The sequence below is a fragment of the Lysobacter dokdonensis DS-58 genome (assembly GCF_000770795.1).
Classification (GTDB): domain Bacteria; phylum Pseudomonadota; class Gammaproteobacteria; order Xanthomonadales; family Xanthomonadaceae; genus Noviluteimonas; species Noviluteimonas dokdonensis.
Genome location: NZ_JRKJ01000018.1, coordinates 110,960 through 123,042 on the forward strand (window position 1 = coordinate 110,960; position 12,083 = coordinate 123,042).

The following is a 12,083-nucleotide window of genomic DNA, read 5'->3' on the forward strand; positions in this document are numbered from 1 at the left end:
GCGCGCTGTAGACTCGCCCGGTGACCGCCTCCCCGAACCGAATCGCCATCGACGCAGACGTCGCCAAAGTCGCGCGCTGCCCCTCAGTGCCCGTCATCCTCGATGCCGTCGTCGAACTGACGAGCCTGCGGTTCGCGGCCGTCGCGCGCGTGACGGAAACCGAATGGACCGCCTGCGCGGTCCGCGACGATCTCGGCTTCGGCCTGAAGCCGGGCGACGACCTCGTGGTCAAGACCACGATCTGCGACGAGATCCGTCAGCACCACCAGCCGGTGATCTTCGGGCACGCCAGCGCGCATCCGTTGTTCAAGACCCACCACACGCCGCTGCAGTACGGGCTGGAGAGTTATGTCTCCGTGCCGATCTTCCGCCGCAACGGCGACTTCTTCGGCACGTTGTGCGCCATCGACAGCGCGCCCAGCCAGATCGACGCCGATCCGGTGAAGCTGAAGACGATCTGCCTGTTCGCGCGCCTGGTGGGTTACCAGCTCGACATCGTCGATGACCTGTCCGAAAACATGTCCCGCCTGCAAGACGCCCAAAGCGGCCACGCGGTGCGCGAGGAAGAGGTCACGCACACCGAGCGCGAGATCCGCGGCATGCTGCAGCCCGTGGTCACCGGCCTGTACCTGTTGCGCGCGAGCGACGTGCTCGGCACCGCCGACCGCGCCATCCTCGCGGACATGGAAGCCAGCTGCGCGGCCATCGCCACCATGCTGCGCGACCGGCTCAACCAGGACGGCCGCGTCAAGGCTTAGACAGCGGGAATTCCACCACCGCCGGCACGGACAGCAATACCTTCGAGCGGTACATGCCGTTGAACACGTCTTCTTCCTTGATCACCACGCGGCGCGCCTTGTCGATCCAGAAGCGCTGGTAGTTGCCCTTGCCGGGCTGTCCGCTTTCGGTTTCCACCAGCCAGCAGTCGTGGCGCGTGCCGTCGCCGCCGGTGAGCGTGCGTTCGCCGACCACCGTGTAGTCGACATCCATCGGTGCGTCCATGCCGACGTCGAACAGGCGGATGCGCAACGTGCCGCCCTTTTCGTACGGCAGCAGCGGCAGCAGCGTGAGATCGGAGTGCCAGTTCATCCACCAGCCGTCCTTCATCGCCTTGAAGCCGGCTTGCGCCTTTTCTCGCGCCGGGTCGGGCATGGTGCCTTCGATGGTGCCACGACCGAGTTTCGGTTCGACCGTCGTCGTGAACTGCGCGTTCGGGCGGTTCCACATCGAGGTCTGCGATAGCGTCGCGAGGTCCTTCGCCGCGTGCACCGTGCGTGCGGTATGGACCACGCCGGTCTCGTCTTGCCAATGCTGCGTGATCACCCATGCGTCCGCGCCGTCGACGCGTTCGCGCGCGACCTGCGTGGTCGCGAGCATCGTGCGTTTGAATCCGGTGTCGGGCGCGCCGTGGAAATAGACGAGGTAGGTTTGGGTCGCCGGCTGCAGTGCTTGCACATGGAGATCGGCGGGCACGACCTGCACGGGTTCGGCGGCGATTGCAGAGCCTGCGAACACGGCCAGTGCGAGGGCGATGGAACACGACAGGCGATTCATGCGGGAAACCCGATCGGGGGAGTGCGGTATTCAACGGTCGCGCCCGCGCGGCAGGGAGTGCCTTCCGGCAGGGTGACGAAGCACACGGCGGCGCCAGATCGCCCCTGATAGAGTCGCGCGATGCGCAGCACGGTCAAGGTGATTCCGGACACGGACATCATCGAACTACGGTACGCCGGCGAGATCGACTTCGCCGCGCGCATCGCCGCGCTCGACGATCTCGAACATCGCTACCAGCGCGACGGCTTCCGGCGCGTGCTCGTCAACTACACCTCCGCCTGGCCGGCGGAGGAGCAACCGGGGATGGCCGCCCGGTTCCTCGACAAACTCACCGCGCTGCAATTCCCGCGCGGCGCGCGCATCGCCTTCCTCAACCAGCCCGATGCGCACATGGCCGCATCGGAGCCTGTCGCCGCGGGCTTCGGCTACCGCATGCGCAAGTTCCGCGAGCGCACCGAGGCGATCGCCTGGTTGCTGGAAACGGGGCCTTGATCATCGCGCCCGCTCGATCGGCGGCGCCTTCCACCGGCCATCGAGGGCCTCGGGCTTCGGCCAGTACACGCGCATCGCCACGAAAAACGGCCCGGCGGGTGCACGCAACCAATTGGACTGCTTGTCCTGCCCCGGCGAGGCGTGCTGGAGATACAGCGTGATCCCGCCGTCCGCATCCTTCTTCAGCCCGGGCAGCATCGGTGAATTGACCAGGTAGCGGTCCAACGGATTGTCGATCAACAACCGTTCGGGAAGCCGGTACATGGTCACCGACCAGAAGGCGTTGGCCGGCGGCAACTGCCCCGGCGCGAAACGGAGCGTATAGGCGTTGGCGCCATCCAGCGGTTGACCCGCGGCATCATTGAAATACTCCGGGTAGAACGCCTCGTCCTTCGCGTTGCCGTAGATGCCCAGCACCGCGGCCATCATCCGGACGAGGTAGTCGTTCTTGAGGAAGGCGCGCGTGCCGAAGGCGTCGGCGCTGTTTTTCTTTCCGGTATCGAGCATCGTCGTCTTGTAGTCGTCCAGCGCCTTCCACGCGTCGGCCATGCCCGCTTCGATCGCGGCGCGATCAGCGGGCGACAGCGATGCGACGTCGAAGGGCTTGCCCGCGCCGACACCGATCTTCGCGAAGCGCTCCATCAGCGCCGATTCGCTCGGATGCGTGGGACAGAATTGCAGGAGCCAATTGAGGATGCGGAAGAACTCGGGCGAAGTCTTCTGCGCGTCCGGCGTGAGCGGCGCGATGAATTCGATCGGCGGTGCGGCGGGGGGCGCTTGCTGGCCCAGGAACTTCGACAACGGCTGCACCTTGTAGCCGGCCTGGATCTTCCGGACGTTGGGGATATCGGCCGCGTCGAACAATTGCGTGCGGAACAACACGAACGCCAGCTGGGTTTCCGAGCGGATGACTTCCCTGATGCCCTTGGGCGTTTCGCCCTTCCAGTCCGGGCCGGCGAGGAGGTAGTCGGCGGCGTCGTTGCCGGTCGCGCGACTGCCGATGTACGCGAAGTCGAAGGTGTACATGTCGATGAACTGCGCGGAGTAGTAGCGGCCTTTCTCGACCGCCGGCACGGAAATCACCAAGGGCTCGCTGCGCAGGTCCGCGCCGATCGCCGAGTACGGCGTGTCCGAGTTCGGCGTCTGGATCGCCGTGTCCTTCGGCCCGTAGACGCGCGCGGTGTTGTGGATTTCGTTCCAGCCGCCCTTGTACTCGGCGTTGCCCTTGTCGACGAAGTACGCGTATTGCACGCGATAGCTGTCGACCATCGGAAAGCCGTAGATGTAGGCCTCCTTCGCAATGGCGCGTGTTTCGTCGGCGATGGTGGTGGCCGCCGGTGTGCCTGCGGTCGATGCGGCAGGGGCCGTTGGTTCGGGCGCGCGGTTGCACCCGGCGATCAGCAGCAGGGCGACGGCGGGAAGCGCGCGACGGAGGGAAGCCGGCATGGGGGTGCTCCGCGGGGAACCACCGCCATGCTGGACGGCCGCGACGTGCGCGGCCACGGTAGAACTACTGAAACGCCCTTACGAAAAACGCCAGCGGCGGGCGAAGTAGCGCGTGGCCCAGACGGCGGCGATGACTTCCACCACGGGCATGCCCACCCACCAATATTCGACGACCGCGTCGAGGTGCCGCGTGGCGGAGATCAGCTTCATCTCGTAAAACTCCGGCGCGAAGAACACGGTGTAGACCGCGAGCGGCAACTCGATCATCAGGCTGGCCACGCCGGTCGCACCGAACGCGAATCCCCACACCACCAGTACGAACATCCGGCGTTGCTCGAGGCGTTCGCGCCGCGCCCGCCACCACGCCCACAGCGCGGGGAAGGACAGGATCAGTCCGATTCCCAGGTAAGCGGCGATCAACAGCAGCAAGCCCTTGTAGCCGATCAATTGGATCGTCGCGTCGAACATGTGCGTTCTCCAGGTCGATCAGAGCGAAGCCCCGATGATGCCGTCGCTGAGTGCGACCATCGGCGCCGGTTCGCCCGCGCGCTTGGCCGCGTACCACGCGATAGAGCGCAGCGGCGTGCGCGATTCGATGCGCCACTTGCCGGGGCGCTCGTCGATCGGGCCTTCGGGTTCGAACACCACGCGCACTTCGGTGATACCCGGCATTTCCATGTTGAAGGTGCGGAACTTCGCGAGCTGCACCGATTCCACGCTCAAGGCTTCGAGGCGTCGGCAGATCAGCGCCTTCTCTTCCGCATCGCCGCCCGCGTTGAACAGCGTGCAGCGCAGCGAACCGGTGTCCTGCGCACGGCCTTCGCCGTCGACGCGCGCCGCGACGCGCACGATCGCGTTGGTCGAGCGGTACGGCGATTCGAGGTAGGTCCGCGTGGCGACACGCGATTCGCGTGCGCCGATGCCCTCGCCGAACGCCGCGTCTTCCAGTCGGATCAAGTGTCCCTCGGGCACCTTGATCGCGCCGATCATCAAATCCATCGACGTCGTGCCGGTCGCCTTGCCTTCCGGCATCGCGAGGGGCTTGAAGGTCCACGACGGGATCGCCTTGTCCAGGCGGTTGCGCACGGCGTCGGGGAGTTTCTTCGTCGTGATCTCGTGCGCGACCACGCGCCCGGCGGCATCGAGGGTGATCGTGCCTTCGACGCGCATCGTCATGATTTCGTCGAGCGGGGCCGGCGGCGGCGCGTCGTCGCGCGCGATGCCCGCCGGCGATGCGAACGCGATGGCGAATGCAGTCAGCAACGGCGCGGTGCGTCGCATGCAGCGGTGGCGCATGTGGTGTCCCCTGTGTTCCCCGGCGCGATGCTATCGTGCGGCGGCGTTCCGATGCCAATCCGTGGAGCCTGCGACAGCGATGGTGACCGAGGGTCACGTGGACACCGATGTCGCATCGCCCGGCGGCCGCATCTTCGTGCGTCGATGGCCGGGCGGGAACGAACGTGCGCCGATCGTGTTGTTGCACGACTCGCTCGGATCGGTGGAGCAATGGCGCGACTTCCCGCGCGCACTGGCCGATGCGACGCAGCGCGACATCATCGCGTACGACCGCCTGGGGTTCGGACGCTCCGGCGCGCGCGAGGCGCGGCCGTCGATCGGCTTCATCGACGAAGAAGCATTGGTCTTTTCCGCGATCGCGGACGCGCTCGGGCTGGCGCGCTTCGTATTGTTCGGCCACAGCGTCGGGGGTGCGATGGCGCTGGCCATCGCGGCCGCCGAAACCGAACGCTGCGAAGCGGTCGTGACCGAATCGGCGCAGGCCTTCGTGGAAGCGCGCACGCTCGAGGGCATTCGCGCGGCGAAAGCCGCCTTCGGGGATGACGCGCAGTTCGCACGCCTTGCGAAGTGGCACGGCGACAAGGCGGGCTGGGTACTCGATGCGTGGACCGGCGTCTGGCTCTCGACCGCGTTCGCGCCATGGTCCGTGGATGCGCACCTGCCGCGGATCGCGTGTCCCGTCCTTGTCATCCACGGCGAGCGCGATGAGTTCGGCTCGACGGCGTTCCCGGAGCGCATCGCCCGCGGCGTGCGCGACGGTCGCATGATCGTGCACCCGTGCGGGCACGTGCCCCACCGGGAATGCCCGGCGGACGTGCTGCGCTGGGTCGCGGCATTCCTCGATCGAGAGTAGGCTTGCCCCCCATGCGCATGCCCCGACCCGCCGCAGTCGTGTTCGCAGCCGATGTGTCGAAGGTCGCTGCGTTCTATCGCGGGGTCTTCGCGATGCGCGACATCGAGACCGGCGCCGGCTACGTGGTGCTCGAACGCGACGGCTTCCAGCTCACGGTGCACGGGTTGCGTGGCGAGCGGTCCGCCAACGGCGCGGCGCGCGAGGACACGTACCTGAAGGTGTGCTTCCCCGTCGACAACCTCGCGGCCGTACGGCGCGAGGCGGCATCCCTCGGCGGCGAACTGTGGGCGGCCGAGCGCGAGTGGGAATCCGACACGCGCGGCTTCCGCGCCTGCGATGGCCGCGACCCGGAAGGCAACGTGTTCCAGGCGCGGGAACCGATCGCCGGCTGAGTCGGCCGGTGTCGCGTGTGATATTCCGCGCCCTCGCGCGTATCACCCCGGCAAGCCCTTCCGACTCGCCACCGTGACCATCGCCCTTGCCATGACCCCGGATTTCCAGGCACTGCTCGCCGCGCATCGCGGGATCGTGCTGAAAGTCGCCGCCACGTATGCGCGCTCGCCGGAGGATCGCGCGGACCTGGCGCAGGACATCGCGATGCAATTGTGGCAGGCGTGGCCTGCCTACGACGCATCGCGGACTTTCGCCACGTGGATGTACCGGGTCGCGTTGAACGTCGCGATTTCGTGGCAGCGGCGCGAGCGCCATCGCCGGCACGAAGCGCTGGACGACGACGCGCAGTCGCACATCGCCGGCGCGCTCGATGTCGATGCAGAGGCACGCGAGCAACTGACCTTGGTGCAGCGCGCGATGGCACGCCTGGGCGAAGTGGACCGCGCGTTGCTGCTGTTGCACCTGGAAGGCTGCAGCCATCGCGAAAGCGCCGAGGTGCTCGGCACCACGGAAGGCAACGTCGCCACGCGATTGAACCGGATCAAGACCCACCTGCGGCGCGAAGTCGCCGACGCATGACGGAGACGAACATGGAACTGCACGAACTCGAATCGGCGTGGAAGACGCTCGACGCACGCGTCGCGCGACAGGATGTCGAACTCGCGCAACTGCGCGCGCGGGATTTCGCGTCGCGGATGAAGGCGACGCTGTTGCGCGTGACGCTCGGCCAGTGGTGGCAGATCGCCGTGGGACTGGCGTTCGCGGTGTGGGGTGGCTCGTATTGGTTCGATCACCTCGGGACGACGCACCTGGTCGCCTACGGGCTGGCGGTGCACGCGTACGGCATCGCGTTGCTGGCCACCGCGATCGTGTTGCTGGTGCACCTGTCGCGGGTCGACTACGGCCAATCGGTCGCTGACGTGCAGCAACGGGTGCTGGAACTGCGCCGCACGCGCATCCGGTGCGAGCGCGTGTTGTGGATCGCGGGCGCGGTGATGTGGGTCCCGATCCTGATGATCGCGTTGCGCTTCATCCGCGTCGATGCGTGGGCCGCCAACCCGTGGTATGTGCTGGGCAATCTCGCCGTGGGCCTCGTGCTCGCGGCGGTCGCCGGCCTGCTGATGTGGCGCAAGCCGGCGTGGTTCGCGAAGCACGCGATGGACGGCGGTCTGGCCGAGGTGGAGCGCCGGCTCGCCGACGTCCAGGCGTTGCGATCCTGACGTGGCTTACTTCGACGGATTGGAGTCTGCCTTCTCGAGCGAGAGCACGACCGATTCGGCGGCGGTGATCACCACGGTGTCGCCGATGTGGGGCTTGGTCAGCAATGTCGGGTCCTGCACCTTCACCGTCACGTAGTTGCCTTCGGGGCCCTTGAGCGTGGCGGTCTGCGTGGTGCGGTCGAGCGCTTCGACCGTCGCCACGACGCGGAACATGCGGCCTGCCCCGGCGGCCGGCGCCTTGTCGGCGGGCGCATGGCCGCCGCCTTCGACGGCGACGAAGGGGTCCTTCTTTTCTTCCTCGGTCGCCGCGCGCAGCTCGCTGGTGATGCCGATGGTGTATTTCGCGCGCACCGTATCGCCGGGGGAGATCTCGTTGAAGCGCTCCACCTCGGGGCCGACGACAATGGTCTGTGACTCGCCTTCTTCGTTCTTGAGCGTGACTTCCCGCTTTTCCCGGTTGACGGCGGTGATGGTGGCGGTCTTCTCGACGGTTTGTTCCATCGTCTGCGGGGCGGCGGTGGTCTGCGGCTCCTGCGCGAGGGCGGGCAGCGCGAGCACGGCGCCCAGGCACGCGGCGATCAGGGCGGGGCGAAGCACGGTGCGACGGTCCATTCGGCGAACTCCTCGGGGGGAAGCCCGCAGTCTGGCGACTCGTTCGCGGGCTCGATATTGCCCTTTCGGGAGCCGATGGCTCAGCGCGGGATGCGGCCGTTGGCCAGCAGGAGGATGGCTTTCTCGATCGACATGAAGACGAACAGGCTGTGGTCCACGCCATCGAGGATGTGGCTCCAGTCCCCGGGGCCCGAATCGGGCACTTCCACGGTGCCGCACAGGCGCGATTCCGGCATCTGCTTGTGCATCTCCCTCGGCGGTAGAAAGCAGGCAGGCAGGAAGGCGACAGTCCCGCCCTGCTCGTACACGGACAGCTTCATCGACGTCTTCTCCCCCGGCCGCGCCTCCCGCGCGACCGGCCGATTTGTGAAGGCCAAATGGCAGAGCCAGGCCCTGTGTCGAAGTGAACGCTGCGTGCATGGCGGACCGGCTACAAACCGGCGCCGTTCGTCGGGAAAACGCTTACGAATTGCGGTTCGCCCAAAAAAAGAACGGCCCGGTCACCCGGGCCGTCGTTTCCGGCATCCCTGCCGACAGGGGAAGGTCAGTCCTGCGAGGACTGGTAAGCGGTGAGGTAACGGCCGGCGGAGACGGCGAAGGCCGCGCGGGTGACCGTCTTGTTCGGGTCGAACCAGGCATGCAGCACCGGGGTGAGGTCGTACGGACCCTGCGTGACTGTGAAGCGTGCATTGATCAGCCCGAGGTCCAGCGCCTGCTGCACGTAACCGCGCAGCGCGGGGGCGATCGAACCGGCGTCGTCGATCGCGATGCGCTTGCCTTCGTGGAAGACGGTCAGCGGGCCGGTGAACGCGCGGGCCGATTCCTGCAGCGCCATGCTCTGCACGAGCGAGTACGCCAGGCTGACGCGCGTGACGCTGTCGTTCGGGCGGAACGCGCCGTTGACCGTGCCCATGATGCCGTCCTGGCCTTGGGTGAGGTCACGCAGCGCACCGCCGCGGGCCACCGCCGATTCGGCGAAGGCGTAGCGCGCATCGCCCGGGGCGAGGTCGGTAAAGCTCGACTTGTTGTTGAAGGGCAGCGACTGGCGGACGTTCTGGCCCATCGTCAGGTACTGCGCGAGCTCGCTGCGCTTGATGACGGCGTCGGGGCGGAACGACTTGTCGGAGTAGCCATCGACGAGGCGATTGGCGACTGCGAACTCGATCGCCTGGCGCGCCGGATGATTGGCGACGTCGCCCATACCGGTGTAGCCGCCGCTGTTGAGGAAGGCGATCGTGCCCGTCACGGTGCCCGGTGCCGCGTAGCCGTTGGTGACCTTCAGCGGATCCAGGCCGGTGCCAGACACCGAACCGATGCCGCGCACGGTGACATACCAGGTGCCGGCCTTGCCCGGCGCGCCCGTGGTGATCTCGCCATCGTTACCCACGATGGGCGCGGGGATGCCGATGGACGAACCGTACTGGTTGCCATCCGGATCGATCAGTACGACCGCGACGGTGCTCGTCGTGCTCGCGCTCGCGGTGACCCATGCGACGTTGGCGCCGACTTCGAACGGCACCGACTGCACCGTGCCGACCGGTGCGAAATCCACCGACCACGGGAAGCTCGCGCCGCCCGGGGCGAGCAACGCATTGGCGTTGAATTCGCGCAGGAAGTTGACCGTGCTGCCCCAGCCGTAACGCACGGCGGAGGATTCGGCGACCGCGGCGTAGGCATTGATATGGCCCGCGCCCGCTTCCCACGAAAGGCGACCGGTCATGTTGGTCGCGGTGCGCTCGACGATGTCCTTGACCTGCGCCGGCGTGAGGTGCGGATTGGCTTCGAGCATCAGCGCGACGATGCCGGCCACGTGCGGCGTCGCCATCGAGGTGCCGCTCATGTGCGTGTAGAACGGCAACTCGGCGAGCGGCAGCGTGTCGGCGTCGTGCTGCGCTTCGAGCGGCGGCAGCGCGCCGGTCAGCGTGCGGGTGGAAATCACGTCCACGCCGGGCGCGACGATGGTCGGCTCGTTGTAGTACGTCCACGAGCGGCCATCGGGCATGGTGAACGTGCCGGTTTCACCGCGCTTGCCGCGTGAGGAGAAGCTGGTGAGCACGCCGTCGTTCTCGCCGGCGCCGACGGAAATCACCCAGGGCGCCTGCGCGTACGGGTTGTGCGTGTCTTCGCCCGGGCCGTCGTTGCCGGCGGCGAACACCGACACGATGCCGCGCTTGTACAGCTCATAGGTCGCAATGCTCACCGGGTCCAGCGGATCGAACTTGCCGCTCGACCCCCACGAATTGCTGGTGACCCGGATCGCATTGCGGTAGGAGAACTGGTTGGTGGCCGCGTAATCGAGGCCGCCGACCGCGTCGAGGATCGAAATCACCGCGCCGGAGCCGTAGCCGACGAGATCGGCGCCTGCCGCGACGCCGCGATGCTTGCCGTTGGAACGCGCGCCCGTGCCTGCGATGGTGCCGGCGCAATGCGTGCCGTGCCCCGAGCTGATGTCGGTGTTCGGCACACCCTCGGTGTAGGTGATCGGCAACATGGTGTCGAAGGCCGCCAGGTTGGTCAGGCCGGTCGTGTTCTGCACGACGTGCGTGCCGAACTTCAGGTCGTCGTGCGTGCCGTCGATGCCCGAGTCGTTGACCAGCACGGTGACGCCCGCGCCGCTGAAGGGGATCGGGCGGTTGTAGTCGGCCGGATTTTCGACGGTGCGCGCGGCGCCGGAGATGCGGCGCTCGTCCTGGTTCATGTAGCGCAATGTCTTGTTGAAGTAGATCGAGGCGACATCGTCGCGCTGCGCGAGTGCGCGGATCTCGGCGGGCGTGGCCAGCGCGCCGGCGATGGGCAGCGAGCGCATCGTGATGCCCTTGGTGATACCCAGCGACTTCAGGACCTGCAACTGCTGCGCGGTGACGGGGCCGGATTGTTCGTACGTGACGACGATCTGCAACTCGTCGGCGCCCGCGGTGGACGCGAGCTTGGCGACGAGATTGGGATCCAGGTGCGCATCGGCCAGGGCGACGCCGCTGGCGAGCAGGCCGGCGGCGATGGCGCAGATGCGCAGGCCGCGGTGGGAACGGTTGGCGTGTGAGTCGGACGACGTGCGCATCTGGAACTCCGTGGGGATGGGACCCGGTGGGGGGCGGGTGCATTGACGTTGTCTCGCGTTCCGACCTTCGCGCCCATCGGTGCTTGCCCCTACGTCGTGTAGGGATTTCCCCCTAGTGCGCCCATTCACTGATGCGGCCTTCACGGGACACACGTGAGCCTGAACCCGACAACACGATGGGGGTTTCCCCTACAGACCGCGCGCGAGGGAGCAGCTAGTCTTGCCCCTGGCCTCGGTGCACCGCTGGCTCACACAAATCGAATTCCGGAGCGCAACCACGATGCGTGCTTCCCTTTCAGTCGGTCCGCTGCGTTGCACGCGGTGGTTGATGGCCGCGGCGCTTTTCTGCTGCGCCTCGCTCGCATCCGCGCAATCCGTTCCGCAAGTCGTCCCGGTGTCGACCACGGTGTCCGGCAACACGGCCACCGTCGTCGTCGGCCCTGCCTCCGCACCGCTGGCCGATCTGACGTTGACCTTCGACGATGCGAGCGGACTCACCGCCTCCAGCCTCGGCGTGTCCGCGCAAATCGTGAACCTGAGCGATTCAGGTCTCCTCGCCCGCCTCCCAGGCGTGCTGACCCAACCCGACGCGTTGTTCCCGTTGCTGGTCACCATCGAGCCGCCGAGCACGGGCGGCCTGGCGTTCGATCGCACCGTCCGCGTGGAAATGCACACGCACGCGCTCACGTATTCGGCTGGCAGCTCGTATCGCCTGTTCAAGGCCTCGCTCGGCGCGGGCTTCAAGGACATCACCGATGAAGTCGCGCCCGGCAGCGTGCGCGCGCGCGGCACCACCGGCGGTTTCTCGCAGTTCCTGATCCTGGCGGATCTGCGCGAGTCGTCCGACGTGGTCGCCGGCAAGATCGCCGCGCTGCGCGCCCGTGTCGCCACCTTGCCGAGCGCCGAGCGCCCCGCGTTCGATGCACTGATCAATGCCACCGAGACGGCCGTCGCCAATGAATCGTGGTCCGACGCCATCGCCGCCATCGACAGCCTCCGCGCCCGCGCCGCGGCGCGCGCCGGCAACCAGCTCACGGATACCTGGCTCGCCACGCGCAACGGCGACAACCAGGCCGGCGACCTGATCGCGGGCGCGGCCACGCTGCGCTTCAGCGTGTCCTACCTGCGCGATTACGGCGACTGAGCCCCGCGCGCGCGG

General features: G+C 67.4%; 14 protein-coding genes. 7 read left to right on the top strand and 7 right to left on the bottom strand.

Going from position 1 to position 12,083, the window contains the following annotated elements; translation table 11 throughout:
* Positions 1-20: 20 nt before the first annotated feature.
* Positions 21-758, top strand: a complete 738-nt coding sequence (locus LF41_RS11670) for a GAF domain-containing protein (protein WP_202594043.1) — start codon at positions 21-23, stop codon at positions 756-758.
* Here LF41_RS11670 and LF41_RS11675 read toward each other — a convergent pair.
* Entirely contained in the window at positions 748-1,554 is an 807-nt protein-coding gene (locus LF41_RS11675; RefSeq protein ID WP_036169867.1) for a DUF3108 domain-containing protein, read from the bottom strand. The two genes, LF41_RS11670 and LF41_RS11675, sit on opposite strands and share 11 nt — an antisense overlap.
* Positions 1,555-1,674: 120 nt before the next feature.
* On the opposite strand from LF41_RS11675, the gene LF41_RS11680 reads away from it, so the two are divergent.
* A complete protein-coding gene (locus LF41_RS11680; RefSeq protein ID WP_036169869.1) occupies positions 1,675-2,046 on the top strand; it encodes a hypothetical protein in 372 nt (123 codons plus the stop codon).
* Here the strand turns inward: LF41_RS11680 and LF41_RS11685 are convergent, their stop codons facing one another.
* The 3 genes from LF41_RS11685 to LF41_RS11695 all read right to left on the bottom strand — a co-directional run bounded on the left by LF41_RS11685 (position 2,047) and on the right by LF41_RS11695 (position 4,788).
* Positions 2,047-3,492, bottom strand: coding sequence for a DUF1254 domain-containing protein (locus tag LF41_RS11685; protein ID WP_084073576.1), 1,446 nt, complete (start codon positions 3,490-3,492; stop codon positions 2,047-2,049).
* 78 nt (positions 3,493-3,570) lie between these two features.
* Entirely contained in the window at positions 3,571-3,960 is a 390-nt protein-coding gene (locus tag LF41_RS11690; RefSeq protein ID WP_036169871.1) for a hypothetical protein, read from the bottom strand.
* Between the two features lie 18 nt (positions 3,961-3,978).
* The gene (locus tag LF41_RS11695; protein ID WP_036169872.1) at positions 3,979-4,788 is read right to left on the bottom strand and encodes a hypothetical protein; all 810 of its coding nucleotides are present in this window, start codon (positions 4,786-4,788) and stop codon (positions 3,979-3,981) included.
* A 97-nt stretch (positions 4,789-4,885) separates the two neighbouring features.
* Between LF41_RS11695 and LF41_RS11700 the strand changes: the two genes are divergently transcribed.
* From LF41_RS11700 to LF41_RS11715, 4 genes are all read left to right on the top strand, one after another.
* Positions 4,886-5,641 carry an alpha/beta fold hydrolase gene (locus LF41_RS11700; protein ID WP_202594044.1) on the top strand — a complete coding sequence of 252 codons (756 nt, stop codon included), beginning with the start codon at positions 4,886-4,888 and terminating at the stop codon, positions 5,639-5,641.
* An 11-nt stretch (positions 5,642-5,652) separates the two neighbouring features.
* Positions 5,653-6,033: a VOC family protein gene (locus tag LF41_RS11705; protein ID WP_036169878.1), complete on the top strand. Its 381-nt coding sequence runs from the start codon at positions 5,653-5,655 to the stop codon at positions 6,031-6,033.
* 91 nt (positions 6,034-6,124) lie between these two features.
* Entirely contained in the window at positions 6,125-6,613 is a 489-nt protein-coding gene (locus LF41_RS11710) for an RNA polymerase sigma factor (RefSeq protein ID WP_036169881.1), read from the top strand.
* An 11-nt stretch (positions 6,614-6,624) separates the two neighbouring features.
* Positions 6,625-7,254, top strand: coding sequence for a hypothetical protein (locus LF41_RS11715; protein WP_161786957.1), 630 nt, complete (start codon positions 6,625-6,627; stop codon positions 7,252-7,254).
* A gap of 6 nt (positions 7,255-7,260) precedes the next feature.
* On the opposite strand, the gene LF41_RS11720 is transcribed toward LF41_RS11715, so the two are convergent.
* The 3 genes from LF41_RS11720 to LF41_RS11725 form a co-directional block, all read right to left on the bottom strand.
* Entirely contained in the window at positions 7,261-7,866 is a 606-nt protein-coding gene (locus tag LF41_RS11720) for a hypothetical protein (RefSeq protein ID WP_036169886.1), read from the bottom strand.
* 80 nt (positions 7,867-7,946) lie between these two features.
* On the bottom strand, positions 7,947-8,186 hold the full coding sequence (locus tag LF41_RS16770) for a hypothetical protein (protein WP_152600000.1): 240 nt from the start codon (positions 8,184-8,186) through the stop codon (positions 7,947-7,949).
* Positions 8,187-8,410: 224 nt separating this feature from the next.
* On the bottom strand, positions 8,411-10,924 hold the full coding sequence (locus LF41_RS11725; RefSeq protein WP_202594045.1) for a S8 family serine peptidase: 2,514 nt from the start codon (positions 10,922-10,924) through the stop codon (positions 8,411-8,413).
* A 280-nt stretch (positions 10,925-11,204) separates the two neighbouring features.
* Between LF41_RS11725 and LF41_RS11730 the strand changes: the two genes are divergently transcribed.
* A complete protein-coding gene (locus tag LF41_RS11730; RefSeq protein WP_338037855.1) occupies positions 11,205-12,068 on the top strand; it encodes a DUF6689 family protein in 864 nt (287 codons plus the stop codon).
* Positions 12,069-12,083: the final 15 nt, after the last annotated feature.

Coding starts and splice junctions, on each gene's coding strand:
- LF41_RS11730 (WP_338037855.1), top strand. CDS start 11,205: ATGCGTGCTTCCCTTTCAGTCGGTCCGCTGCGTTGCACGCGGTGGTTG.
- LF41_RS11680 (WP_036169869.1), top strand. CDS start 1,675: ATGCGCAGCACGGTCAAGGTGATTCCGGACACGGACATCATCGAACTA.
- LF41_RS11725 (WP_202594045.1), bottom strand. CDS start 10,924: ATGCGCACGTCGTCCGACTCACACGCCAACCGTTCCCACCGCGGCCTG.
- LF41_RS11690 (WP_036169871.1), bottom strand. CDS start 3,960: ATGTTCGACGCGACGATCCAATTGATCGGCTACAAGGGCTTGCTGCTG.
- LF41_RS11710 (WP_036169881.1), top strand. CDS start 6,125: ATGACCCCGGATTTCCAGGCACTGCTCGCCGCGCATCGCGGGATCGTG.
- LF41_RS11705 (WP_036169878.1), top strand. CDS start 5,653: ATGCGCATGCCCCGACCCGCCGCAGTCGTGTTCGCAGCCGATGTGTCG.
- LF41_RS11695 (WP_036169872.1), bottom strand. CDS start 4,788: ATGCGCCACCGCTGCATGCGACGCACCGCGCCGTTGCTGACTGCATTC.
- LF41_RS11715 (WP_161786957.1), top strand. CDS start 6,625: ATGGAACTGCACGAACTCGAATCGGCGTGGAAGACGCTCGACGCACGC.
- LF41_RS11720 (WP_036169886.1), bottom strand. CDS start 7,866: ATGGACCGTCGCACCGTGCTTCGCCCCGCCCTGATCGCCGCGTGCCTG.
- LF41_RS16770 (WP_152600000.1), bottom strand. CDS start 8,186: ATGAAGCTGTCCGTGTACGAGCAGGGCGGGACTGTCGCCTTCCTGCCT.
- LF41_RS11685 (WP_084073576.1), bottom strand. CDS start 3,492: ATGCCGGCTTCCCTCCGTCGCGCGCTTCCCGCCGTCGCCCTGCTGCTG.
- LF41_RS11675 (WP_036169867.1), bottom strand. CDS start 1,554: ATGAATCGCCTGTCGTGTTCCATCGCCCTCGCACTGGCCGTGTTCGCA.